The organism is Caulobacter sp. GW821-FHT11E10 (assembly GCF_058808375.1).
In genome coordinates, this window is record NZ_JBXARP010000001.1 from 95545 (window position 1) to 117927 (window position 22383).

The following is a 22383-nucleotide window of genomic DNA, read 5'->3' on the forward strand; positions in this document are numbered from 1 at the left end:
GGGGAGGAGCCCGCGCATGAAGGTCCGTTCGCTGCTCGTGGCCCTGGCCTTGGTCCTGGTGACCGCGCCCGTCGCCGTCCTGGCCGAGACCCTGCCGCCCGACCTGGCGGCGGCCGCCCATGCCTATGACGCCGCGCAGGTCAATTCTGACCGCGCGGCGCTCGAGCGGCTGGTCGCCGACGACTATGTGCTGGTCAACGGCGCGGGCGTCGTTCAGTCCAAGGCCGACCTGATCCGCGACTACATGGCGCCCGGCTTCAAGCTTGATCCGTTCACGATCGAGGCGCCGGTCGAGAAGGTGTTGGGCGACACCGCCATCCTGGGCGGGCGGGTCAACATGACCGGTACGGACGGCGGCCAGCGCTTCGCTCTCGTGGTCCGCTTCGTCGACACCTGGGCCAAGCGCGACGGCCAATGGCGGGTGGTCTACAGCCAGGTCACGCGGGTGGCCAAACCCTGATGGGCGCCTCCGCCGGACCCGAGATCGAGCGCCTGATCGCCCTGCTGTCCAAGCTGCCGGGGTTGGGACCGCGCTCGGGCCGGCGGGCGGCCCTGGCCCTGTTGAAGAAGCGCGACACCCTGCTGGCCCCGCTGGCTGCCGCCCTGGCGGACGCCCAGGAGAAGGTCCGGACCTGCTCGACCTGCGGCTCGCTGGACGTCACCGATCCTTGCGCGATCTGCGCCGACGCGACCCGCGACGGCCGCCTGATCTGCGTGGTGGAAGAGGTCGGCTCGGTTTGGGCCATGGAGCGCGGCGGTTCGTTCAAGGGCCGCTATCACGTGCTGGGCGGTCTGCTGTCGGCCCTGGACGGGGTCGGACCGGAGTCGCTGCGGATCGGTGAGCTCGTCGCTCGTGTTGGCGATGGTCGGGTGTCGGAGGTGATCCTGGCCCTGCCGGCCACGGTCGACGGCCAGACGACCGCCCACTACCTCGCCGATCGCCTCGCGCCCACCAGCGTACCGGTGACCATGCTGGCGCGCGGCGTACCCGTCGGCGGCGACCTCGACTGGCTTGACGACGGCACCATCGCCCAGGCCCTGCGCGCGCGGCGTCCAGCCTGAGGCGAATCCTGGGGACGGCGCCGGAATCCAGGCTGACAGCCACGCTTTCCCGAGCGAAGGTCCGCGCAGCCGCGTTCGGCGACCGCCGATCGCCAGAAGAGGGACCGATTTCATGAGCGCCGAAGACAAGACCCCGGAAACCGAAGCCGAAGCCCCGCACGTCGCCAAGGTCGGCGTGGTGGACAAGGGCCACAACGTCACCAGCTTCAACGACGAGCCGATCAACGGCCTGATCGCCGACCTCGCGGACGGCGACGCCTAGTAAGGTCCAATAGCCCTCTCCCCTTGCAGGAGAGGGTGGCCCGAAGGGCCGGGTGAGGGGTTTCGCCGATCTATCCGTGCGACCCCTCATCCGTCGCCCGCGGCGACACCTTCTCCCGCAAGGGGAGAAGGGGAACTTCCTCATGGACCCGACTCCGTCTAAGAACGGAGCATGAACTTTTCCGACCCGTTTCTGATCCTGGCCGTCGTCTTCGCGCTGGTGGCCATCGCCTGCGCCCTGTGGGCGGTCGCCAGTCAACGTCGCGCCGCCAAGGCCGAGGCCCAGGCCTGGATGCTGAACGAGCGCGTGGCCCAGGCCGAAGAGCGCTCGCGTCTTCTCGAAGACCAGACCGCCACCCAGATCGAGCTGATCAAGGCCCAGGCCGCCCAAAGCGCCAACGCCGTGGCCGAACAGCTGATCAAGCGCGCCGACGAGAACGCCAAGAGCCGTGACCAGCTGACCCAGGCCCGCCTCGAGGCCCAGCTGAAGCCGGTGGCCGAGACCCTGGCCAAGTTCGAGGCACAGGTGACCGCCGTCGAAAAGGCGCGCGCCGAGGAGTCCGGCGGGCTCAAGGCCCAGATCGCCGCCCTGCTGGAGGCCTCGACCGCCACCCAGACCGAGACCCGCAAGCTGTCGGCCGCCCTGCGTCGCGGCGCTGGCGTGCAAGGCCGCTGGGGCGAGCAAACCTTGCGCAACGTTCTCGAGGCCGCTGGCCTCAACAATCGCTTCGACTTCCAGGAGCAGTTCAGCGTCGACACCGAGGAGGGCCGTCGCCGTCCCGACGTCAAGGTCACCCTGCCAGGCGGCGGGGTGTTCGTGATCGACGCCAAGTGCTCGCTGAACGCCTTCCTGGAGTCGCAGGAGGCGACCGACGAGGTGCTGCGTGAGGCCGCCATGGTCCGCCACGCCGCCAGCGTCCGCGCTCACATGCAGGGCCTGTCGTCCAAGACCTATTGGGACCAGTTCGCGGGCGAGGGCTCGCCCGACTTCGTGGCCATGTTCGTGCCCGGCGACGGCTTCCTGGCCGCCGCCCTCGACCGCCTGCCGGAGCTGATGGCCGAGGCCATGGATCGCCGGGTGGTGCTGGTCACCCCGACCACCCTGTTCGCGCTCTGCAAGGCCGTGGCCTATGGCTGGCGGGCCGAGGACCAGGCCAAGAACGCCGCCCGCATCGTCGAGGTCGGCCGTGAGCTCTACAAGCGCGTCTCGGTCATGGGCGCCCACGCCGGGGCCATGGGCAAGGCGCTGGAGAGCGCCGTGGGCAAGTACAACCAGTTCGTCGGCTCGCTGGAGAGCCAGGTCCTGACCCAGGCCCGGCGCTTCGAGGAGCTGTCGGTCGACCACGAGGGCAAGGACATCGCCGAGCCCGCGATGGTGGAACAGGGGGTTCGCCCGCTCACGAAGTTGGGAGCGACCCAGGCGGGCGTGGGACAATCTCCCACCTTGACGCTCGGAAATGAGACGCCTACCTGACCATCATCATGGCTATCCGTCGCATCCTCACCGTCGATAACGCCGCCGACCTGGCGACGCTGAAGAAGATCTCCACTCCGGTGGAGACCGTCACCGACGCGCTGCGCACGCTGATGGATGACATGCTGGAGACCATGTACGACGCCCCGGGCATCGGCCTGGCCGCCGTGCAGGTCGGAGAGCCCGTGCGCATCATCGTCATGGACCTGGCCCGCGAGGGCGAGGAGCCAGCCCCGCGCTACTTCGTCAATCCTGAGATCCTGTCGACCTCGGAAGAGACCCTCGGCTACGAGGAAGGCTGCCTGTCGGTGCCGGAATATTTCGACGAGGTCGAGCGCCCGTCGAAGGTTTCCATCCGCTACATGAACTATCAGGGCGAGACCGTCGTCGAGGAAGCCGAAGGCCTGTTCGCCGTCTGCATCCAGCACGAGATGGACCACCTGCAAGGTGTCCTGTTCATCGACCACCTCTCGCGCCTGCGCCGGGATCGCGCCATGGCCAAGGTGAAGAAGGCGCGCCGCGCGGCTTAAGCCTCGACGTCTCCAAGCTCCACGAACGAAATCCTGTTGCCGTCCGGGTCGCGGACCTGGAAGTCAAGGCCGCCCCAGGGCTGCTGGACCAGCCGTTGGACGAAGTCCGCGCCGGCCGCCTCGTACTCCGCGAACAGCGCCCGGACGTCGGAGGTCTCGATCATGGCCAGGATCAGCGAGACCTCCCGCTCCGCCAGTTCCGCGAAGTTCGTCTGATGGACATGCCGCAGATGCAGGCGGGCGCCGTCGCGGCCGACCGCGCCGTAGAAGGGCGGCTCGCCATGCAGGAAGTCGATCGAGAAGCCCAGCGTGTCCGCGTAGAATCGCGCCGACGCCGTCACGTCGCGGACGAACAGGATTGGCGTGGCGCAGGCCAGACGGGTCATCGCCTGCGGCCCTGGTCGCTCTCGTACGGCGTGCCGTCGCGATGCCGGTAGGTCTCTTCGCCCTCGCGCAGGACCAGGTCGATGTCGGGATAGTCGCAGCCGTCTACGTCGGGCCTGCGTGAGCCGATCTCTAGCAGAAGCGCCTCCTTGTCCGAGCGGTTCTGGAAGTGGTGGCCGTTCGCCACCCCCGCCTTGAAGCCCGCGCAGTCTCCGGCCCGCAGCACCGTCTCCCCGTCGTCGTCCACGAGAACCACCTCGCCCTCGACGACCCAGGTGAACTCGTCCTCGGCTGTGTGCCAGTGGCGCTGGCTGGACCAGACGCCCGGCGCCAGGCGCAGCAGATTCACGCCGAACTGGTCGAGCCCGACCGCGTCGCCCAGCTTGGTGCGGTGGCGGTTCAGGCAGGGCGCGTCGAATGGCGCGGGATAGGCCGTGCCTACGCGGGTCGGAGCCGAGGCGATATCGATCTTGGGCATGGACGACCTTGGAACGGTTTTGCCGGGTTTGCGTCGGGAGAAAGGGAAGCCTAAAGGCAGGACCATGACCAGCCCCGCGCCCGTTTCCGTCAGCATCGACCCGGTCGAGCTTGCTCAAGCCCTGATCCGCCGACCCTCGGTGACCCCGGCCGACGAGGGCGCGATGGACACCCTTCAGCGCCAGCTGGAGAGCCTGGGGTTCAACTGCCGCCGAATGAAGTTCGGCGAGATCGAGAACCTCTACGCCCGGCGCGGGACGGCGCGGCCCAACCTCTGCTTCGCCGGCCATACTGACGTCGTGCCGGTTGGCGACGACGCAGCCTGGACGGCCGGACCGTTCGAGGCCGAGATCAAGGATGGGATCCTGTACGGCCGCGGCGCGGTCGACATGAAGAGCGCCATCGCCGCCTTCGTCGCCGCCGTGGCCCAGGTCCCCGAGCACGCCGGCTCCATCAGCTTCCTGATCACCGGCGACGAGGAGGGCGTGGCCGAGGACGGCACCGTCAAGGTCGTCCAGGCCCTGGCCGCCGAGGGCGAGATCATCGACCACTGCATCGTCGGTGAGCCGACCTCGGCCAATCTGCTGGGCGACATGGTCAAGATCGGCCGGCGCGGCAGCATCAACGCCTGGATCGCGGTCGACGGCAAACAGGGGCACGTGGCCTATCCGCACCGGGCGGCCAATCCGATCCCCGTGCTGGTCGACATCCTGTCGCGTCTGCAGAGCCGGATCCTGGACGAGGGCTATACCGGCTTCCAGCCGTCGAACCTGGAGGTGACCACGGTGGACGTCGGCAACACCGCCACCAACGTCATTCCCGCCTCGGCCAAGGCCCGGGTGAACATCCGCTTCAACCCGGCGCACAAGGGCAAGGACCTGGCCGCCTGGATCGAAGCTGAGTGCCGCGAGGCCGCCGAAGGCTTCTCGGGCCGGGTCGAGGCGCTGTGCAAGATCAGCGGCGAGGCTTTCCTGACCGAGCCGGGCGCCTTCACCGACGTGATCGTGGCCGCCGTGGGCGACGCCACCGGCCGGGTCCCGGAACTCTCGACGACCGGCGGCACCAGCGACGCCCGCTTCATCCGCAGCCTCTGCCCGGTGGTCGAGTTCGGTCTGGTCGGCTCGACCATGCACCAGGTCGACGAACGGGTGCCGGTCGAGGAGATCCGTCACCTCGCCAATGCCTATGAGGCGCTGATCAATCGCTACTTCGCGGCGTTCGCTTAGAGACCGGAGGCGTCGGCGATGAAGGCGCTCTCGATCCCCGACGTGCTGGCGGAAGTCGCGGTGCTGGTGAAGCCGTACTTCGGCAAGGGACGGGCGGCCGACTACATTCCAGAACTCGCCAATGTGCCGGGGACCAAGTTCGGCATGGCCGTGCGCACGGTCGACGGCGGCGAGCACGTGATCGGCGACGCCGACGAGGGTTTCTCGGTCCAGAGCATCACCAAGGTCTTTGCCCTGGGCCTGGCTTTGAACCGCCTGGGCGACGAGATCTGGACGCGCGTGGGCAAGGAGCCTTCCGGCACGCCGTTCAATCACCTGTCCCTGCTGGAAGCCGAGCAGGGCGTGCCGCGCAATCCGTTCATCAACGCCGGGGCCTTGGCGGTCACCGATGTCCTGATGGACGTCACCCGCGATCCGGCCGCCCTGGTCCGCGACTTCGCGGGTTTCCTCTGTGACGAGCGGCTGGAGATCGATCCGACCGTGGCGGCGTCGGAGCTGGCCAACGCCTGGCAGAACCGCGCCATCGCCAGCCTGATGCGCGGCAAGGGCACGCTGCATCACGAGCCCGAGGCCGTGGTCGCCGCCTATTGCCGCCAGTGCGCCCTGACCATGAGCTGCCGCCAGCTGGCGCGCGCCTTCCTGCCCCTGGCGGCGGGCGGCTTTTCGCCGGTGGCCCAGGAGACGGTGTTTCCCGAGCGCCTGACCCGGCGGCTGAACGCCCTGCTGCTGACCTGTGGGATCTACGACAGCGTCGGCAACTTCGCCTATCGGGTGGGCCTGCCCGCCAAGAGCGGCGTGGGCGGCGGTATCGTCGCGGTGATCCCCGGCAAGGCCACGGTGGCGGTGTGGTCGCCGGAGCTGGATCGGTTCGGAACATCCGTGGTCGGAACGGTAGCCCTCGAGGCGTTCAGTCAGATCACCAACTGTTCGGTGCTCTAGCTTCGAACCATCGACTCCGCCCGGCGTTGATCGCGTCCAACCTCAGGAGCGCGACATGGGCATTTTCAGCAACATCATGAGCAAGATCTTCGGCCACAAGCCGAAGGCGGCCCCCACGACCACGGCGGCGCAGCCGACCCCGACGCCTGCCACCGCGACCGCCGTCGCGCCGGCGGCGCCTCCGACGCAGGCGGTCGATGTGACGGCCGTGCTGGATGATCTGGCGGCCGATAGCTCGCAGAAGCTGGACTGGCGCCATTCGATCGTCGACCTGATGAAGCTGGTCGGCATGGAGAGCAGCCTGGCCGAGCGGAAGGAGCTGGCCGACGAACTGGGCTTCACGGGCGACAAGGGCGACAGCGCTTCGATGAACATCTGGCTGCACAAACAGGTGATCAAGAAGCTGTCCGAGAACGGCGGCAAGGTGCCGGCCGAGCTGGTGGACTAAGCCCCGTACCCCACGCCCACCAGATACAGCCCATCCGCCGGCGCGACGGGACCGCACTCGCGGCGGTCCCTGGCGTCCAGCGCCGCCTTCACGTCGTCCGGCGACCAGCGTCCGGCTCCGACCTCGGCCAGCGTCCCGGTCATCGACCGCACCTGGCGATGCAGGAAGGACCGCGCCTCGAAGTCGAGGTGGATTTCTTCCCCCACACGCCGCACCCGGGCGACGTCGAGGGTCTTCAACGGGCTCTTGGCCTGGCAGTGCATGTCGCGGAAGGTCGTGAAATCGTGCAGGCCGACCAGATGCTGGGCGGCGACGTGCATGGCCTCGTGGTCCAGGCCCTTCTTCACATGCCAGACCTTGCCCTTGTCGAGGGCCGGCGGGGCGCGGCGGTTGAGGATCCGGTAGAGATAGCGGCGCTCATTGGCCGAGAAGCGGGCGTGCCAGTCGCCCTCGGCGACTTCCGCCGACAGGATCGACACCGCCTCGCGCATCAGGTGGGCGTTGAGGGCGTTGAGCACGGTCTGGGCCGGCCAGTCGCGCTCGAGGTCGACATGGACCACCTGGCCGGTGGCGTGGACGCCGGTGTCAGTGCGGCCGGCGGCGGCGATGCGCACGTCCTGGCCGCTGAAAGCTTTCACGGCCGCCTCGATCGCGCCCTGCACCGACGGCAGCACGGCCTGGGCCTGGAAGCCGCTGTAGGGGCGGCCGTCATACTCGACGAGGAGGCGGTAGCGGGGCATCAGGCCAGCAGCGTCCCGGTCGCGATCGGGAAGCCGCGCGTGAAGGTCTCGGCGTCCTGGACGCCCTTGCCCTCGCGCTGGGCCCTCAGGAGGCGCACGGAGCCTTCTCCGCAGGCGATCAGCAGGGCGTCGTCCATTGCCGTCCCAGGCGCGCCTGAACCCGCCTCTACGCGCGACAGCAGGGCCTTCACCCGCGTCGGCCCCTTATCGCTTCCCCTTTCTGGCGGCGCCTCGAACCAGGCGCCGGGGAAGGGCGACAGGCCCCGGATGTGGCGGTCGACCTCGGCGGCGGGGCGGGTCCAGTCGATGCGGGCCTCGGCCGACTTGATCTTCTTGGCGTAACTCACTCCATCCAAGGCCTGCGGCGTCTCGCGGAGCGCGCCGCGTTCGATGGCGCCGAGGGCGACCGGCAGCAGGCGCGCGCCGGTGGCGGCCAGCTTGTCGTGCAGGGTGGCGACGGTGTCGTCGTCGGCGATGGCGACCTGCTCGGACATCAGGATCGGACCTTCGTCGAGACCCTCGCTCATCCGCATGACCTGGACGCCGGTGACCGGGTCGCCGGCCATGATCGCCCGCTGGATCGGGGCCGCGCCGCGCCAGCGCGGCAGAAGCGAGGCGTGCAGGTTGAAACAGCCGTATCGCGGCGCGTCGAGCACCGCCTTCACCAGGATCTGGCCGAAGGCGACGACCACGGCGGCGTCGAGGTCCAGGGCCTGGAAGGCTTCGATCTCCTCGGGCGTCTTCATCGAGGCCGGCGTGCGGACGGGCAAGCCCAGGCCTTCGGCGAAGGCGTGGATCGGCGAAGGCTTCAGTTCCTGGCCGCGCCCGCGCGGGGCCGGGGGCTGGGAATAGACGGCGACGATCTCGTGGCCCGAGGCGACGAGCTCGGCGAGGCACGTGACGGCGAAATCGGGGGTGCCGAGGAAGGCGATGCGCATGGCGGGGGTTTAGACGCCCTGAGCCGTTCCGAAAAGCGGAGTCGGAACCTTGGCCGTGGCCGCTTCGTTATGCAGCCGACCTATCAGAGACTTTTGGGAGCACGACCATGCGTTCGATCCTGTTCATCGCCGGCTGCGCCGTGGCCCTGACCCTGGCCGGCTGCTCGCAGGAGCACGCCACCCAGGTCAAGGAAGGCGCCCAGGCGGCCGCCTCCGACATCAAGGACGCCGCTCACACGATCGCCAACGACCCCGACGTCAAGGAAGCCGGCACGGCGATCAAGGAAAGCGCCAAGGAAACCGGCGCCGAGCTGAAGGAAGCCGCCGGCGAGGCCACCGACAAGGCTCAGGAACTGGGCGCCAAGGCCGGCGAAAAAGCCAAGGAAGCCGGGGCGGACCTCAAGAAGGACGCCAAGGAAGGCGCGGCCGAGAGCAAGAAGCAGCTCGACAAGGCGACGAACTAGGGCCCTAGGCGCTCGCCTTCGGGTCTGGGCCGTAGCGGTTCGGACCCTTCTGGCCGCGCAGGAAGCCGATCTCGATCCAGCCCCACAGCCAGACGCCGACGCCGACGAGCGCCAACGCCAGCGCGCCCAGCATCAGGCCGGGCGAGGCGCCCGACTTCAGCAGTTGCGTCGGCGCGATCAGGGCGATGGGGCCGAAGGTGAAGAGAGGTAGCCAGGCGGCGTTCTTGCCCCGGTCGTGCAGCCTCCGCACGCCGATACAGACGCCGATGGCGATCAGCGGGATCATCAGCACGAACGGAACGGCGCCCAGCCAGCCGCCGAAGATGGTGGCGAAGGCGGTGAGCGCGAACACGGCCGCCGCCGCCCAGCTGAGACGGACCTGCAGCCGCCAGTACTGCAGCGGCGACAAGCGGCCACGCAGCGTCAAAAGCTTCTTCAGGTAGTCCATCGGTCGTCCCCGCCCACCGAGGACAACCTTAGGGTCGGTCATGGTGATCGACTAGTCCCGCAGCAGGTCGTTGATCGACGTCTTCGAGCGCGTCTGGGCGTCCACGGTCTTGACGATGACGGCGCAGTAGAGGCCCGGGCCGCCCTTCGGATCGGGCAGGTTGCCCGGGACGACGACGCTGTAGGGCGGCACCTTGCCGATGTGGATCTCGCCGGTCTTGCGGTCGACGATCTTGGTCGAGGCGCTGATGAACACACCCATCGACAGGACCGAGCCCTCGCCGACGATCACGCCTTCGACGACTTCCGAGCGGGCGCCGATGAAGCAGTTGTCTTCGATGATGGTCGGGTTGGCCTGCAGGGGTTCCAGCACGCCGCCGATGCCGACGCCGCCCGACAGGTGGACGTTCTTGCCGATCTGGGCGCACGAGCCGACGGTCACCCAGGTGTCGACCATCGTGCCTTCGTCGACATAGCCGCCGATGTTCACGAACGACGGCATCAGGATGACGTTCTTGCCGATGTGGGCGCCGCGGCGGACGATGGCGCCGGGCACGGCGCGGAAGCCGCCGGCCTCGAACTGCGGGGCGTCCCAGCCGTCGAACTTGTTCGGCACCTTGTCCCACCACGGACCGACGCCGCCGCCGAGCGAGCCGGCGCGCATGACGGTGTTGGGGTTCAGGCGGAACGACAGAAGCACGGCCTTCTTCAGCCACTGGTGGGTGACCCACTCGCCGTCGACCTTCTCCGAGACGCGGGCCTTGCCGCTGTCGAGCAGCAGCAGGGACTCTTCGACGGCGGTGCGGACCGGACCCGTGGTGGCGGTCGAGACGTCGGCGCGGGCTTCCCAGGCGGCTTCGATCTCGGTCTGGAGGTCGGCCAAAGAAATGGAAGGGGGGCTCACGGCGGTCATGCTTGGCTTCCTTGCAGGCGGGCCGAGTTCAGGAACTCAGGCAGGTCGTTGGTGCGGAAATGGACGTGTTCGGAGGTCGAGGCCGCGGCGTGGGCGCCGACCAGGATGGTGGTCATGCCCAGACGCGCCGCCGGGACGAGGTTCTTCTCGCTGTCCTCGAAGAAGGCGGTCATCGGCGGGTCGATGGCGTGCAGCTTGCAGATCTTGTCGAAGGTGCTCAGCGAGGGTTTCGGCACATAGTCGGCCGTCTCGATGGCGAAGATCTCGGAGAACAGGTCACGCAGGTTCAGGTGGGCCAGCACGCGCTCGGCGTGGCCGACCGAGCCGTTGGTGAAGATCAGCCGGCGGCCGGGCAAACGCGCGATGGCCTCGCGTAGCGCGGGGTCGGGCGTCAGCCGGTCCATCGAGACGTCATGCACCTCGTCCAGGAAGCGCTTGGGTTCGATGCCGTGGTTGGTCATCAGCCCGGCCAGGGTGGTGCCGTGCTCGCTGAAATAGCTGTGCTGTAGCACCCGGGCCTCGTCGCGCGGCAGACCGGTCTCCCGCGCCACGAAGTCGGTCATCTTGGCCTCGATCAGGCCCATGAACTCGCTTTCCAGCGGGTACAGGGTGTTGTCGAGGTCGAACAGCCAGGTGTCGACGTGTGTGAGATCGGCGCTCATCGCGAGATGAGCGTGCCCGCGCCGTGTTCGCTGAACAGCTCGACCAGCATGGCGTGCGGGCGGCGGCCGTCTAGGATGACCACGGCCTCGACGCCCGATTCCACGGCGTGGATGGCGTTTTCCAGCTTGGGGATCATGCCGCCGGTGGCCACGCCAGTGTCGATCAGCGCGCGGGCTTCTTCCAGCGTCATCTGGCGGATCAGCTCGCCATTGGCGTCGAGCACGCCCTTGATGTCGGTGAGCATCAGCATCCGCTTGGCCTTCAGCGCGCCCGCCAGGGCGCCGGCCACGGTGTCGGCGTTGATGTTGTAGGTCTGGCCCGCGGTGGACACGCCGATCGGGGCGATCACCGGGATGTAGTCGGTCTCGGAGGTCAGCAAGGCCTGGATGATATGGGGGTCGATCTTGGTCGGCTCGCCCACGAAACCAAGGTCAACGGCCTGCTCGATATTGCTGTCCGGGTCCTTCTTGGTGCGGGTGACCTTCTCGGCGGTGATCATCCGGGCGTCCTTGCCCGACAGGCCCACGCCGCGCACGTCAGCCTCGGCCCCGGCCAGGGTGATCCAGTTGGCGATTTCCTTGTTGATCGCGCCGGACAGGACCATCTCGGCCACTTCCATGGTGGCCTCGTCGGTGACGCGCAAGCCATCCACGAAGGTCGACTTGACGCCGGCCTTGTCCAGCATGCGGCTGATCTGAGGACCGCCGCCGTGCACGACCACCGGGTGGACGCCCAGGAGCTTCAGCAGCACCGCGTCGGCGGCGAACACCTTCGCCACGTCTTCCTGGCCCATGGCGTGGCCGCCGTATTTGATCACGACCGTTTCGCGGTCGTAGATCTGGATATAGGGCAGGGCCTCGGCCAGGGTCTTGGCGGTGGCCCAGCCGGCTTCCTCGGCGGCGTCGGTCAAGCGGCTGTCCTCGAAGGGGATAAGGCGGCGCCTCGATAGCGGACCCCGCCCCCCCTGTCATCAAAAACGGACGCCTCGCGCGTTTGAAGCCCTAGTGGGGCTTGCTCCCGGACATGGGCGGCGAGGCGAGAGCGGGGCTGCTCTTGTCGACGCTCAGCGAGGGCTGGCAGGTGCAGGTGCAGCTGGACCCCGCGCTCTTTCCCGCTCCCATGCTCGAGCTGGAAGACGAGCTTTGGGTGGCGCCAAAGCTGTAGCTGGACGAGCGCGCGTGCGAGGTGGTCCACGAGTCCATCATCATCGGCTTGCTGTCGGCGGGACAGTCGGTGCGGCTTGAGCACTGGGGCGTCGCCGTGCACGCGCTGGGAGACTTCGTGGTGGCCGTCTGGGCCAGGGCGGGGGTGTACAGCAACGCGGCCAAGGCGACCGTCCGCACGATAGATTTCAGCATGGGACTCTCCTGAGGGACCAGAGGCGGCTGAGTGGCCAGGAGGGTCGCGGAGCCGTCGGGACGAAACTGCGCCGCGTACGGATCTCTTTCAAGTAACGGCGTTCTTTAAGTTGAGTGGCGGCTGAATCGCCATTTCATGACCAGCACCGCGCCGGACATCAGCAGGCAGGCCAGGTTGGAGGCGATCACCGGCCAGGCGTGGAGGAGGATCCCGTACGCGATCCAGCATGAGAAGCCGGCTACGGTGACCACATAGGTGCGCAAGGAGACCGCCGAGGCGTCCTTCTCCTTCCAGATCTTGACGATCTGCGGGGCGAAGCTGGTGATCGACAACAAGGCGGCGGCCGTGCCGACCGCGACGGCGGCCGGCGGCGCGGCCATCAGGCGATCCGGGGCAATATGGCGTCCAGGCCCCAGAGCGTGGCATAAGCCGGCGCCAGGGTGAGGCCGATGGGCACGGGGCCCGGCGCATGGCCTTCCTGCAGGCAGTAGGCGAGGTACGAAAGAGCGGTCTTCACCCCATGCTCGGAATAAGGCTTGCCGATGACGCCGCAGGCGCCGGCGAAGTCGTCGGGCAGGCGCTTGACGTTGGCGGTCATGAAGAGGGCCACGCCACCGCAATCCTGCGAGATCTTGCGGGCCACCTCGACGCCGGTCGGCCCGTCACTGAGATGGACGTCGACCAGGGCCAGATCGGGATGCAGTCTTTCGGCGAGGTCCACGGCTTCGTCCGAACTCATGGCGCAGCCGAGCGAGTGGCAGCCGACCTCCTCGACCAGATGCTCGAGTTCGATGGCGAGAAGCATCTCGTCTTCGACAATCAGCACATCGAGCGAACGCCCACTCATACCGAAAACTCTACCTTTCCTAGTGTGCCCCATTCACGGGCAGCAGAACGGTTACGCGAGTGCCAGGTTCCGCATCGGTGGTCTCGCTCTTGGCTTTCAACTGCTGGCAGAGCAGTTGGACAATCGTGAGGCCGAAGCCGGAAACCCGGGTGTCCTTGTCAAAGCCAACGCCGTTGTCGGCGATTTCGATCCGGAATTCCCCGTTCAGGCGACTGACGCCGATGAAGATCCGGCCGCCTCGGCCTGCCGGAAAGCCGTGGCTCAGGGCGTTGGTCAGCAGCTCGTTGACGACCAGGGCGAAGGGCGCGGCCTTGGCGGCCGGGATCTCGACGCGCTCAAGGTCCAGCTGCACCTCGATGTCCTCGCGCATGGCCGAACCCATCAAGTCGGCGACCATGTCGCGGATGAAGGCCGAGACGTCGAAGCGCTCGACGTCCTCGCTCTGGAACAGGCGCCGGTGGACAGTGGCGATGGCGTTGACCCGGCCCAGCATGCCCTTCAGCGAGGCCTTGAGCGCCGGATCCGCCACGCGGCGGTTCTGCAGCAGCAGCAGGCTGGAGATGAGCTGAAGATTGTTCTTCACCCGGTGGTCCACCTCGTGGAGCAGAGCGGTCTTCTGTTCGAGGGCCTGGGTCAGCTCCCGCGTGCGGTTTTCGATCAGCTGTTCCAGGTCGGTGTGGCGGTCGCGAACCTGCAGCTCGGCGGCCTTCCGCTCCGTGATGTCCAGGAGAGAGCCGAAGAAATAGACGACTTCCCCGGCGTCGTTGCGCACCGGCGATAGATACAGGGCGTTCCAGAAGGCCGAGCCGTCCTTGCGATAGTTCAGCAGGTCGAGGGCGATGTCCTCGCCCCCGGCGATCGCCTGGTGCATGGCCGCCACGGCGTCAGGGGCGGTGTCGGGACCTTGCAGGAAGCGGCAGTTGCGACCGATGACCTCGTCGCGGCCATAGCCGGTCAAGGTCAGAAAGGCCTCGTTGGCGAAGATGATCGGGTTCTCGGCCTGGGTCGGGTCGGTGACGATCATCGCCATGCGGGTCGCGCGGATCGCCGCCGCGAACGGATCGTCGACGCCATGGCCGGCGGCGAGTCTGTCACCGGCGCGCCGCGATTCCGAATAGTCGTCCATACCTGAGGCCAAGCTCCCACCTCCCCGTGGAACGCTCAACGTACCCGATCGTGTCGGGTTCCCAACATACCTTGGCCGCAAAAACTGGAAACGGCGGGGACCCGGCTGGGGTCCCCGCCGTCGAACGCGGCGAACCTGGGGAGGAACAGCCGTTTAAGGCTGGCTGCCGCGCTATTCGAAGGACCACCCGCGCTTCCCGGAGCGGGCGAGCCTCGAAAGGGCTACTTGGGCTGGTAGATCTTGTCGAACAGGCCGCCGTCGTTGAAGTGCGTGGCCTGGGCCTTTTTCCAGCCGCCGAAGGTGTCGTCGATCGTGACCAGCGGGATCTGCTTGAACTTGCCGGCGTACTTCGCCGCCACGGCGGCGTTGCGCGGACGGTAGTAGTTCTTGGCGATCAGCTCCTGGGCCAGCGGGCTGTACAGGAAGTTCAGATAGCCCTCGGCGATGGTGCGGGTCTTGTGGCGGTCGACGTTCTTGTCGACGATCGCCACCGGCGGCTCGGCGAGGATCGACAGCGACGGATAGACGATGTCGAACTTGCCCGGCAGCTCGTCCTGAGCGAGGTAGGCCTCGTTCTCCCAGGCCAGAAGCACGTCGCCGATGCCGCGCTGGGTGAAGGTGGTCGTGGCGCCGCGAGCGCCGGTGTCCAGGATGGGCACGTGCTCGAACAGCGACTTGACGAAGGCCTCGGCCTTGGCCGGATTGCCGCCCGGCTGCTTCAGGGCCCAGGCCCAGGCGGCCAGGTAGTTCCAGCGCGCGCCGCCCGACGTCTTCGGATTGGGGGTGATCACGTCGATCCCCGGCTTCACCAGGTCGCCCCAGTCCTTGATCTTCCAAGGGTTGCCCTTGCGGACCAGGAACACGATCGTCGAGGTATAGGGCGTGGAATTCTGCGGCAGGCGCGACTGCCAGTTGGCCGGCAGCAGCTTGGCGCGCTGGGCGATTTCGTCGATGTCGTAGGCCAGGGCCAGGGTGACGACGTCGGCCTGCAGGCCGTCGATCACCGAGCGGGCCTGCTTGCCCGAGCCGCCGTGGCTCTGGTTGATCACCAGGGCCTGGCCGACCTTTTCCTTCCAGTACTTGGCGTAGGCGGCGTTGATGTCCTTGTAGAGCTCACGCGTCGGGTCGTAGCTGACATTGAGCAGGGTGATGGTCTTGCCGGCCTGGGCCTGAGCCAAGTTGGGGGCGACGCCCGCCGCCAGGGCCGCTGCGCCCGCGCCGGCGCCAGCCAGCATTCCACGGCGGGTCGGGGCCTTGATGATGTCGCTCATGGGACGGTCCTTTCTGGAGGGTCTTTTCGAGGCGGCGTTTCGCGCGCGGTGGTCATGGGATTGGAAGAGGTGGGGCCGCCCGGCCCGGTGACTTCAGCCTTCGAGGCGGGCGGCCTTGGGAACTCGAACTAGAACGCGAACTGGCTGCGGATGTTGATCGCCTGGTAGCTCTGGCTCAGCGGGATCACGCCGCCGGCCGGGTCCTTGCGGTCGACTTCGACGTCGAGATAGTCGAGCGAGAACTTGGTCACCGAATTGGGGAACCAGTTCAGGCCGGCCGTCCAGATGGTTTGTTCGCCGCCGCGCACGCGGTCGCCCGCGAGGGTGGCGTTCTCGTGGTGGTTCAGATCCAGAACCGAGTAACGCGCCGCCAGTTCCCAGGCGCCCCACTTGCCGGCCTTCGGGTCGAAGGGATTGGCGATCGTCGGGGCGTCGAAGGCGAAGTTGCTGACGTTGTACTTACGGGCCTCGCCCGTCAGCACCCAACCGCCTTCCACGTACCAGCCCTTGAACTTGGGATCGGTGACGCTGGCGGCGGGGTTGCGGCGGTCGATCTTGTAGTTGAACACCTCGCCCTGGATCAGCAGGTTCTTCTTCTGGGCGGCCAGTTCCAGGCCGTAGTGGCGCGCGCCCTTGGCGTCGATGGCGCCGGTGGTGATCAGCTGCTGGCCGTCGACGCGCAGTTCCGGGCGGTCCTGCAGGGTGACGCCATAGGCGCCGGTCAGAGCCGTGGTCTGGGCCGGAGTGGCCACGACGCTGGCGTTGGCGCCGACATGGAACAGCCAGTCGAGGCCCTTGGCCGGGATGAAGGCGAAGCGGCCCAGATAGCCGAGTTGCTCATCGAAGGTCTGGCCGTCGCCGGCCTTCGCGCCCGTGACCGCGCCCGACAGCAGCCAGCGCTCCTGCACGACCTGGCCCTGCAGGGCGATCCGGCGGTCGGCGCCGGCGAGGCTGCGGGCGGCTTCGGCCGAGGACGGACGCTCGGGGAACAGCGAGCCGTTCGTCGAGGCGGCGTCTTCCAGGCCCAGGTTCGGGGCGTAGGCGCCGACCCGGATCTTGAACGGGGCGTAGTTGTACTGGACGAACAGTTCCTGCAGCTGGCCGGCGCCGTCGGTGCCCGCGCCGCCGAAATCCAGCAGGATCGAATAGTCGAAGTTCTTGGCGAACTTGCCGTCGACGCCCAGGCGGGCGCGGCGGAAGTTGGTGCCGTTGTTCAGGTCGCGGCCGTTGCCGATCACGGCGGGCAGGCCCTTGTCCTGGAAGTACTGGGCGGCGTCCAGCTGCATCACGCCGTGCAGCGTGGCGCTGTAGGCGCCGTCACCCGAGGCGATCGTCGGCTTGGCGCTGGCGATGCTGACGGTGGTGGCGCTCTGGGCGGCGCGGACGTCCTTGAGGCTGGCGGCGGTGGCGGCCTTCAGGTCGGCCACCTGCTGCTGCAGGACGTTCAGTTGGGCTTCTAGCGCGGCGATGCGCGCGGCGGCCTCGTCGGACGAGGCAGGCGCGGTCTGAGCCGATGCGGCGCCGGCCGTGGCCAGCAGGGAAACGCCGGCGATCAGCGCGGCGCGAAAGGCGGTTCTGGTCTTGGTCATGTGTAGTCCCCTCTCGGCGCCGCTGTGCGGGGCCGACCTGCCGAGCTAAGGAAGATCATTATTCCTAGCTGCGAAATAGAGATTAGGAAAACCGGCCTTGAGTTTTTCTGGAGGCGCGGCGAAGTGTCGCGGAAAACGCTGCGAATCTTCAGCCATATCAGGCGCTTAAACGGTAAACGTTCCGTTCACGGAAAAAGCCGCCACGGTTTCCCGTGACGGCTTTTCGACATTTTCGCTGAGAAAGTGAGGGGTTTCTGGCCCCTAGAACATCGCGCGGCCAGCGAGGCGCAGGTTGTAGCGCTTCTGCTTCTTGGTGGCCTCGACGCCGCCTTCCACCGCCAGGTACGACATCGGCGTGCCGGCCCGCAGGGCGAAGCCGGCGGTGATGGCGCCGTCCTTGTCGTCCAGCGCGGCCAGGGTGAAGGGGTTGCCGTTCTTGAAGCGGGCGACCGTGTCGCCGACCGAGCCGGCCAGGGTCTGGCGATAGCCGACCCGCACTTCCGGACGCCACCAGACGTTCTTGCCGAAATCGGCGCCGAGGACGACGCCCAGCTCGCCGCTGAGATTGCTGGAGGTGCGCTTGTCGACCGTCAGGTCGAAACCATCGCCGCCGCCCGTCTCGGCGCGCTTGCCTTCACGCAGCCAGACATAGTCCAGGCGGGCTTCGGGGCGGGTGAAGAAGCGGCCGAACTTGGCCTCGTAGGCCGCGCCGGCATAGGCGTTGGCCATCATGCCGTTCCAGTCGGCGGTGTTCTGCAGGCTCAGATCGGCCACGCCGTCGCCATTGGTGTCCGGCGCGATGAAGCGGCGGTCGCCCTGGAAGAAGCCGTAGCCGCCGCCGCCGCCGGCGTTGAAGCGCCAGCCGCCCACCGAACGACGCCAGTAGGCGCCGGCCTGGACGAACGAGGCGGTGGTCTGCTCGCCGACCTTGGCGACGATGTCGTGCTCTTCGATGCTGGCATAGGCCAGGGTCAGGCCCAGGGCCCCGCCCGCGTCGCCCATGGCCTCATAGCCGCCGACGAAGCCGAACGCCTGGGTGTCGGAACCCAGGGTCTGGTCGCTGTCGCGGCGGGTCAGCGAGTTGATCTCCTGCATCCACACGCTGTCGGGGCCATAGCGGTCGCCCGGATCGGGGCGGAACATGGTGGCGGCCGAGATCTGCTGGTTGATCGACTGCAGGGCGGAGAACAGACCCTCGCCCTGGTCGGGCAGCATCTGGTCGTAGAGGTCGCGGAAGCCGTCGCGGGTGTTCTGGCCCAGGAAGTTGGCCGCCAGGGTCGAATCTGCGCCCAGGGCGGCGAAGACGGCGTCGTAGGCGGACGTCTCGGCCTTGGTGAAGCCGATCTCGGCCGCGCTCCGGCGGCGGACGTCGATATAGACGTTGTTGGCGTCGGCGCGGCTGGTGGCCACGTACAGGTACGGCGACTCGGCCAGCAGACCGTTGCCGATCGTGCCGACATTGATGTTGGCGCCCTGGATGACCGTGAAGCTGGTCGGCTGCTTGACCAGGTTGGCCAGGCGGATGCCCAGCTCGGCTCCGGTGGCGATGTTGACCGGGCCGGCGACGGCCAGCTTGGTGTTCACGCCGGCGGCCGGGTCGGCCGAGAACAGCAGCTTGGCCTTGGCGCCGACCGTCAGGCTGGAGATGCTGATCGTGTCGGTGTTGACGATGCCGAGGCTGCCGTTGGTGATCGAGACGTCCAGCTTGCCGTCGCTGTCGTACAGCTTGCCCAGGCCCACGGCGCCGCCGTCGACCGACAGGCGGTCCTGGCCCGCGCCGAACGACATCTCGCCCAGCAGCGTGCCGCTCCACAGGTTCAGGGTGTCGGCGCCGCCGCCGAACAGCACGTCGCCGACGGTGCTGGGCGCTACGCTGGTGGTGACGGTGTCGGCGCTGGTGACCGTGTCGGTGCTGGGATAGGTGGTGGTCGAGGTGAAGTCGGTTGGGGTCGACTGGGTGTAGGTCACGCCAGAATTGTTGGCCCTCAGGTCGAGGGCGATCGCTCTGCCGGCGGCCGTGACCGTGGCGACGGTCCCGTCGGCCTTGTAGACCGGCGCGGCGAGGCTGGTGCGGATGGCGCCGGTGTTGGTGATGGTCTTCAGCGTGCCGGCCTGGTCGAGGATGGCGACCGCGTCGCCGGTCTCGCCGGTGCGCGTGGCGCTGATGGCGCCGGTGTTGCGCACGCTGGTCGTGGTCGAGCCGGCGCCCAGCACCAGGCCCCGCGCGCTGGCCGTGACGCCCGAGGCGGCGTACGACGACGAATTGGCGAGGATGGCGCCGCGGTTGAGGATCTCGTTGGCGATCGCGCCTGTGTTCAGGACCACGCCGGTCGCATCGGCTTCATAGGTCGTGGCCGAGATCTGGCCGTCGTTGCGCACGCCGCCGGTGACGGTGGTGGTGCGGCCGCCGCCGGCGCCGATCGAGATACCCGTCGCGGAGACGCCGTTATAGACGCCGGCCGCGCCGATCACGCCCTTGGCCACCAGGCCATAGGCGTTGTCGGCCGTACCGACCGCGCCGAGGGTCACGTTCTGGCTGGCCGATCCGATCTGCAGCGCCGGGGCCGAGCCGAAGACGCTGATGCTGGACGAGTTGCTGGTGCTGGAGGTGATCGTCGTATTGGTGGTCGTGCCGTCCGTACCGACCTTGGTCGAGTTGTTGACGCCTTGCAGCAGCACGCCGCCGGTCACGTCGCCGGCGATGCGCACGGCCGAACCGCCTTGCAGCAGGTCGTCGGCGTCCAGCTTGTTCATCGCGTCCAACGTCTGCGGACGCGAGGTGTAGCGATAGCCGGTCGAGCTGGTGCTGCCTTGCAGGACCAGAGCGCCGGTGATGTTCGAATCGATGGCCTGGGCGACGGCGCCCACGCCCTGGACGTTGATCGCGCCGCCCAGCTTCACGTTGCCGGTGACCGGCGCGGCGATCCGCAGGCCATAGGCGTTGTCGCCGGTGACGCTGATGCTGCCCAGATTGGTGATGTTGCCGACCACCGGGCCTTCCAGCAGCATGCCGGCGGAGTTGTTGCCCTCGATGCTGATGACACCGGTCGTTTCGTTGATGATGTCGCCGGTGAACGTCCCGGCGTTCGTCAGGCGCACGCCGTAGCGGTTGGCGCCCTGGGCGAAGGCGCCGTCGAGGTCGCCGTCCGAATCGCTATCGGTGGCGGTGTAGTCTTCCAGCAGCGAAATCGTCGCCGAGTTGGTCAGCGACCCGGTGCGGCCGCCGATGATCAGCACGCCCACGCCGTCATTGACGCCGGTCGTGCCGATGGTCCCGAGGTTGGTGACCTTGTTGTTGCTGTCGATCGTGACGATCGGACCGGCCGTGGTCAGCTTGATCGAGCCTTCCGCCGTGATCTTGATATCGTCCGCGGCCGTGCCCGTAGCCGTGCTGGTGGCGATCGGCGTCGTCCGCGCGGTGGAGACCGAGGTTTCGGCCGAAGCGGCGAAACCCATGGCCAAGAGAGGAGCGGCCGCGACCGTCGCGACCAGGACCTTGCGCTGCATTACGAACGACACCTCGAAATAAACCGGCGCCATTAATTCGGGTCACGTTGCGGCGAAAATGCGGTGAGTCCCGCCGACGACACGTACTAAGGCGCCAACCGTCTATCGCATGGCTTGGCGGGGCGCCATATCTGGATCGACGAATCGCCCCTCGCTTGAATCGGTGAGCCCCTCCATGCCGCTGGCGAACACGCCCCCGGACGGTCCGGAAAGCCGCGCCGCGAGCGCATTCTGGCTGATCATGATCGGGCCGGCCGCGATTCTGGTCCTGGCGGTTCTGGGCATGGCCCAGCCGGGTCCCGCCTTTGTCGTAGCCCTGGCGGCGGCCGGGGTGGGCTGGTGGTTCACGCGGCCCTTGAGCGCCGCGACCGCCTCGCCGACCTCGGGAGCGGGCCTCGCGCCCGCCGCCTCGGTCGTGGAGGCCCCGCCCTTCGCCGCGATTCTCGATCGTCTGCCCGATCCGCTGATGGTCATCGCCGCCGAGGAGGCCGACGACCTGACTGGCCGGCGCTTCCTGTTCGCCAACGCCGCCGCGCGCGAGCTGTTCAAGATCCAACCCCAGGGCGGCCTGCTGATCACCGCCGTGCGCAATCCCAGGGTTCTCGAGGCCGTCGATGAGGCGCTGTTTGGCAATATAGAGGGCATGGTCGAGTTCGAGACCGGCGGGACCCAGGGACGGACCTGGCTGGCCTACGCCCGACCCCTGAAGGAAAGCGCGGGCCGCTCGCGCCTCGCCCTCCTGGCTTTGCGTGACGAGACCGACGCCCGCCGCAGCGAGCGCACGCGCGCCGACTTCCTGGCCAACGCCAGCCACGAGCTGCGCACGCCGCTGGCGTCGTTGTCGGGCTTTATCGAAACGCTGCGCGGCCACGCCAAGGACGATCCGGGAGCCCGCGACCGTTTCCTGGGGATCATGCTGGCCCAGGCCGAGCGGATGTCTCGCCTGATCGACGACCTGATGAGCCTGTCGCGCATCGAGCTGAACGAGCACATCGCGCCGCTGGGCCGGGTGGACCTGTCGATGGCCGCGATCGACGTTATCGACGCCCTGGCACCCCAGGCCCGAGAGAAGGCCGTGAGCTTCGATCCCGTCCTGCCCCCGCGCGGCGGGGCCGTGGTCGAGGGCGACCGCGACCAGATCATCCAGGTGATCCAGAACCTGGTCGACAACGCCATCAAGTACACGCCCCGGGACGGGGTGGTGCGGGTCGAGATCTTCCCCGGCCTGGCCGCCGAGGCCGCCGCCGCCGCCCGCGATCCCGCCGCCTCGCGCATGTCGCTGCTGACCCCCGACCACGACCTGGCCGAGCGCTACGCCGTACTGCGCGTCAGCGACAAGGGACCGGGCCTGGCCCGCGAGCACCTGCCGCGCCTGACCGAGCGCTTCTATCGCGTCGAGGGCCAGAAGAGCGGCGACCGTTCGGGCACCGGCCTGGGCCTTGCCATCGTCAAGCACATTATGAACCGCCACCGGGGCGGGCTGACGGTCGAGAGCGTTCAAGGCGAGGGCGCGACCTTCGGCGTCTACCTGCCGATGGCCAAGGTCGGCGCGGAGCCGGCGACGTCGCCGCCCACGACGGCCGAGGCCTGATTCTACAAGGCCTTCGAGGCCTTCCCGGCCACTGTCGTCAAACTGTCATGTAAGTGTCGCATAAGCACAGCGCCCGCCCGGCATAGATCGGGCCGGGGGAAGGCTCGCGATCCTGCGGGGCCTTCGA

The 22383-nt window shown here is 68.0% G+C and carries 25 protein-coding genes; 10 read left to right on the plus strand and 15 right to left on the minus strand.

The genetic code is table 11. The features are described from left to right. Positions 1-16 precede the first annotated feature (16 nt). The 5 genes from AC1RRV_RS00460 (at position 17) to def (ending at position 3327) form a co-directional block, all read left to right on the plus strand. Positions 17-460 (plus strand): nuclear transport factor 2 family protein, encoded by a 444-nt coding sequence (locus AC1RRV_RS00460; protein WP_492857603.1) that lies wholly within the window; start codon positions 17-19, stop codon positions 458-460. Then, positions 460-1062, plus strand: a complete 603-nt coding sequence (gene recR / locus AC1RRV_RS00465; protein ID WP_492857604.1) for a recombination mediator RecR — start codon at positions 460-462, stop codon at positions 1060-1062. Before AC1RRV_RS00460 ends, recR begins: the two co-directional genes overlap by 1 nt. Before the next feature lie 112 nt (positions 1063-1174). Beyond that, the gene (locus AC1RRV_RS00470) at positions 1175-1324 is read left to right on the plus strand and encodes a hypothetical protein (RefSeq protein WP_492857605.1); all 150 of its coding nucleotides are present in this window, start codon (positions 1175-1177) and stop codon (positions 1322-1324) included. Positions 1325-1495: 171 nt separating this feature from the next. Beyond that, the gene (locus AC1RRV_RS00475) at positions 1496-2797 is read left to right on the plus strand and encodes a DNA recombination protein RmuC (RefSeq protein WP_492857606.1); all 1302 of its coding nucleotides are present in this window, start codon (positions 1496-1498) and stop codon (positions 2795-2797) included. Positions 2798-2805: 8 nt separating this feature from the next. Continuing rightward, positions 2806-3327 (plus strand): peptide deformylase, encoded by a 522-nt coding sequence (gene def, locus AC1RRV_RS00480; RefSeq protein ID WP_492857608.1) that lies wholly within the window; start codon positions 2806-2808, stop codon positions 3325-3327. Here def and AC1RRV_RS00485 read toward each other — a convergent pair. Together AC1RRV_RS00485 and AC1RRV_RS00490 are read right to left on the minus strand one after the other, a co-directional pair. Continuing rightward, entirely contained in the window at positions 3324-3713 is a 390-nt protein-coding gene (locus tag AC1RRV_RS00485) for a bleomycin resistance protein (protein WP_492857610.1), read from the minus strand. The two genes, def and AC1RRV_RS00485, sit on opposite strands and share 4 nt — an antisense overlap. After that, complete coding sequence (locus tag AC1RRV_RS00490; RefSeq protein WP_492857612.1) at positions 3710-4189, minus strand: cupin domain-containing protein; 480 nt, start codon at positions 4187-4189, stop codon at positions 3710-3712. The genes AC1RRV_RS00485 and AC1RRV_RS00490 overlap by 4 nt, the downstream gene beginning before the upstream one ends. A 64-nt stretch (positions 4190-4253) precedes the next feature. On the opposite strand from AC1RRV_RS00490, the gene dapE reads away from it, so the two are divergent. From dapE to AC1RRV_RS00505, 3 genes are read left to right on the plus strand one after another with little or no spacing between them, the layout of a single operon-like run. After that, positions 4254-5414 carry a succinyl-diaminopimelate desuccinylase gene (gene dapE / locus AC1RRV_RS00495; RefSeq protein WP_492857613.1) on the plus strand — a complete coding sequence of 387 codons (1161 nt, stop codon included), beginning with the start codon at positions 4254-4256 and terminating at the stop codon, positions 5412-5414. 18 nt (positions 5415-5432) lie between these two features. Continuing rightward, positions 5433-6353 (plus strand): glutaminase, encoded by a 921-nt coding sequence (locus AC1RRV_RS00500; protein WP_492857614.1) that lies wholly within the window; start codon positions 5433-5435, stop codon positions 6351-6353. 55 nt (positions 6354-6408) lie between these two features. Continuing rightward, on the plus strand, positions 6409-6801 hold the full coding sequence (locus AC1RRV_RS00505) for a DUF3597 domain-containing protein (RefSeq protein WP_492857615.1): 393 nt from the start codon (positions 6409-6411) through the stop codon (positions 6799-6801). On the opposite strand, the gene truA is transcribed toward AC1RRV_RS00505, so the two are convergent. Then, positions 6798-7541, minus strand: coding sequence for a tRNA pseudouridine(38-40) synthase TruA (gene truA / locus AC1RRV_RS00510; protein ID WP_492857616.1), 744 nt, complete (start codon positions 7539-7541; stop codon positions 6798-6800). The two genes, AC1RRV_RS00505 and truA, sit on opposite strands and share 4 nt — an antisense overlap. Continuing rightward, positions 7541-8479 carry a methionyl-tRNA formyltransferase gene (gene fmt / locus AC1RRV_RS00515; protein ID WP_492857617.1) on the minus strand — a complete coding sequence of 313 codons (939 nt, stop codon included), beginning with the start codon at positions 8477-8479 and terminating at the stop codon, positions 7541-7543. The genes truA and fmt overlap by 1 nt, the downstream gene beginning before the upstream one ends. A gap of 107 nt (positions 8480-8586) precedes the next feature. On the opposite strand from fmt, the gene AC1RRV_RS00520 reads away from it, so the two are divergent. Next, the gene (locus AC1RRV_RS00520; RefSeq protein WP_492857618.1) at positions 8587-8943 is read left to right on the plus strand and encodes a cell surface protein; all 357 of its coding nucleotides are present in this window, start codon (positions 8587-8589) and stop codon (positions 8941-8943) included. A 4-nt stretch (positions 8944-8947) separates the two neighbouring features. Here AC1RRV_RS00520 and AC1RRV_RS00525 read toward each other — a convergent pair whose 3' ends face one another. The 11 genes from AC1RRV_RS00525 to AC1RRV_RS00575 all read right to left on the minus strand — a co-directional run bounded on the left by AC1RRV_RS00525 (position 8948) and on the right by AC1RRV_RS00575 (position 20677). After that, the gene (locus AC1RRV_RS00525) at positions 8948-9391 is read right to left on the minus strand and encodes a DUF805 domain-containing protein (RefSeq protein ID WP_492857620.1); all 444 of its coding nucleotides are present in this window, start codon (positions 9389-9391) and stop codon (positions 8948-8950) included. A gap of 51 nt (positions 9392-9442) precedes the next feature. After that, entirely contained in the window at positions 9443-10303 is an 861-nt protein-coding gene (gene dapD, locus AC1RRV_RS00530; RefSeq protein WP_492857622.1) for a 2,3,4,5-tetrahydropyridine-2,6-dicarboxylate N-succinyltransferase, read from the minus strand. Then, entirely contained in the window at positions 10300-10965 is a 666-nt protein-coding gene (locus AC1RRV_RS00535; RefSeq protein ID WP_492857623.1) for a pyrimidine 5'-nucleotidase, read from the minus strand. Before AC1RRV_RS00535 ends, dapD begins: the two co-directional genes overlap by 4 nt. After that, positions 10962-11876 (minus strand): acetylglutamate kinase, encoded by a 915-nt coding sequence (gene argB / locus AC1RRV_RS00540; RefSeq protein ID WP_492857624.1) that lies wholly within the window; start codon positions 11874-11876, stop codon positions 10962-10964. Before argB ends, AC1RRV_RS00535 begins: the two co-directional genes overlap by 4 nt. 91 nt (positions 11877-11967) lie before the next feature. Next, the gene (locus tag AC1RRV_RS00545; protein WP_492857625.1) at positions 11968-12324 is read right to left on the minus strand and encodes a hypothetical protein; all 357 of its coding nucleotides are present in this window, start codon (positions 12322-12324) and stop codon (positions 11968-11970) included. Between the two features lie 105 nt (positions 12325-12429). Then, positions 12430-12705 (minus strand): SemiSWEET family sugar transporter, encoded by a 276-nt coding sequence (locus AC1RRV_RS00550; protein WP_492857626.1) that lies wholly within the window; start codon positions 12703-12705, stop codon positions 12430-12432. Beyond that, positions 12705-13172, minus strand: a complete 468-nt coding sequence (locus AC1RRV_RS00555; RefSeq protein WP_492857627.1) for a response regulator — start codon at positions 13170-13172, stop codon at positions 12705-12707. Before AC1RRV_RS00555 ends, AC1RRV_RS00550 begins: the two co-directional genes overlap by 1 nt. 19 nt (positions 13173-13191) lie before the next feature. Further along, the gene (gene lovK / locus AC1RRV_RS00560) at positions 13192-14298 is read right to left on the minus strand and encodes a photosensory histidine protein kinase LovK (protein WP_492857628.1); all 1107 of its coding nucleotides are present in this window, start codon (positions 14296-14298) and stop codon (positions 13192-13194) included. Between the two features lie 221 nt (positions 14299-14519). Then, the gene (locus tag AC1RRV_RS00565) at positions 14520-15569 is read right to left on the minus strand and encodes a sulfate ABC transporter substrate-binding protein (RefSeq protein ID WP_492857629.1); all 1050 of its coding nucleotides are present in this window, start codon (positions 15567-15569) and stop codon (positions 14520-14522) included. Positions 15570-15697: 128 nt separating this feature from the next. Next, positions 15698-17158 (minus strand): OprO/OprP family phosphate-selective porin, encoded by a 1461-nt coding sequence (locus tag AC1RRV_RS00570; protein WP_492857630.1) that lies wholly within the window; start codon positions 17156-17158, stop codon positions 15698-15700. Positions 17159-17419: 261 nt separating this feature from the next. Continuing rightward, positions 17420-20677: an autotransporter family protein gene (locus AC1RRV_RS00575; RefSeq protein WP_492858090.1), complete on the minus strand. Its 3258-nt coding sequence runs from the start codon at positions 20675-20677 to the stop codon at positions 17420-17422. Positions 20678-20840: 163 nt separating this feature from the next. Here AC1RRV_RS00575 and AC1RRV_RS00580 point away from each other — a divergent pair, with 163 nt between their 5' ends. Next, on the plus strand, positions 20841-22256 hold the full coding sequence (locus AC1RRV_RS00580; RefSeq protein WP_492857631.1) for a sensor histidine kinase: 1416 nt from the start codon (positions 20841-20843) through the stop codon (positions 22254-22256). Positions 22257-22383: the final 127 nt, after the last annotated feature.

Excerpts from the sequence above, each read along its gene's own strand:
- AC1RRV_RS00535 (WP_492857623.1), bottom strand. The coding sequence starts at position 10,965 with ATGAGCGCCGATCTCACACACGTCGACACCTGGCTGTTCGACCTCGAC.
- AC1RRV_RS00485 (WP_492857610.1), bottom strand. The coding sequence starts at position 3,713 with ATGACCCGTCTGGCCTGCGCCACGCCAATCCTGTTCGTCCGCGACGTG.
- AC1RRV_RS00565 (WP_492857629.1), bottom strand. The coding sequence starts at position 15,569 with ATGAGCGACATCATCAAGGCCCCGACCCGCCGTGGAATGCTGGCTGGC.
- AC1RRV_RS00555 (WP_492857627.1), bottom strand. The coding sequence starts at position 13,172 with ATGAGTGGGCGTTCGCTCGATGTGCTGATTGTCGAAGACGAGATGCTT.
- def (WP_492857608.1), top strand. The coding sequence starts at position 2,806 with ATGGCTATCCGTCGCATCCTCACCGTCGATAACGCCGCCGACCTGGCG.
- AC1RRV_RS00500 (WP_492857614.1), top strand. The coding sequence starts at position 5,433 with ATGAAGGCGCTCTCGATCCCCGACGTGCTGGCGGAAGTCGCGGTGCTG.
- AC1RRV_RS00550 (WP_492857626.1), bottom strand. The coding sequence starts at position 12,705 with ATGGCCGCGCCGCCGGCCGCCGTCGCGGTCGGCACGGCCGCCGCCTTG.
- AC1RRV_RS00545 (WP_492857625.1), bottom strand. The coding sequence starts at position 12,324 with ATGCTGAAATCTATCGTGCGGACGGTCGCCTTGGCCGCGTTGCTGTAC.
- AC1RRV_RS00520 (WP_492857618.1), top strand. The coding sequence starts at position 8,587 with ATGCGTTCGATCCTGTTCATCGCCGGCTGCGCCGTGGCCCTGACCCTG.
- AC1RRV_RS00570 (WP_492857630.1), bottom strand. The coding sequence starts at position 17,158 with ATGACCAAGACCAGAACCGCCTTTCGCGCCGCGCTGATCGCCGGCGTT.
- dapD (WP_492857622.1), bottom strand. The coding sequence starts at position 10,303 with ATGACCGCCGTGAGCCCCCCTTCCATTTCTTTGGCCGACCTCCAGACC.
- AC1RRV_RS00470 (WP_492857605.1), top strand. The coding sequence starts at position 1,175 with ATGAGCGCCGAAGACAAGACCCCGGAAACCGAAGCCGAAGCCCCGCAC.
- AC1RRV_RS00475 (WP_492857606.1), top strand. The coding sequence starts at position 1,496 with ATGAACTTTTCCGACCCGTTTCTGATCCTGGCCGTCGTCTTCGCGCTG.
- truA (WP_492857616.1), bottom strand. The coding sequence starts at position 7,541 with ATGCCCCGCTACCGCCTCCTCGTCGAGTATGACGGCCGCCCCTACAGC.
- fmt (WP_492857617.1), bottom strand. The coding sequence starts at position 8,479 with ATGCGCATCGCCTTCCTCGGCACCCCCGATTTCGCCGTCACGTGCCTC.
- AC1RRV_RS00525 (WP_492857620.1), bottom strand. The coding sequence starts at position 9,391 with ATGGACTACCTGAAGAAGCTTTTGACGCTGCGTGGCCGCTTGTCGCCG.
- recR (WP_492857604.1), top strand. The coding sequence starts at position 460 with ATGGGCGCCTCCGCCGGACCCGAGATCGAGCGCCTGATCGCCCTGCTG.
- lovK (WP_492857628.1), bottom strand. The coding sequence starts at position 14,298 with ATGGACGACTATTCGGAATCGCGGCGCGCCGGTGACAGACTCGCCGCC.
- AC1RRV_RS00580 (WP_492857631.1), top strand. The coding sequence starts at position 20,841 with ATGCCGCTGGCGAACACGCCCCCGGACGGTCCGGAAAGCCGCGCCGCG.
- AC1RRV_RS00505 (WP_492857615.1), top strand. The coding sequence starts at position 6,409 with ATGGGCATTTTCAGCAACATCATGAGCAAGATCTTCGGCCACAAGCCG.
- AC1RRV_RS00490 (WP_492857612.1), bottom strand. The coding sequence starts at position 4,189 with ATGCCCAAGATCGATATCGCCTCGGCTCCGACCCGCGTAGGCACGGCC.
- dapE (WP_492857613.1), top strand. The coding sequence starts at position 4,254 with ATGACCAGCCCCGCGCCCGTTTCCGTCAGCATCGACCCGGTCGAGCTT.
- AC1RRV_RS00460 (WP_492857603.1), top strand. The coding sequence starts at position 17 with ATGAAGGTCCGTTCGCTGCTCGTGGCCCTGGCCTTGGTCCTGGTGACC.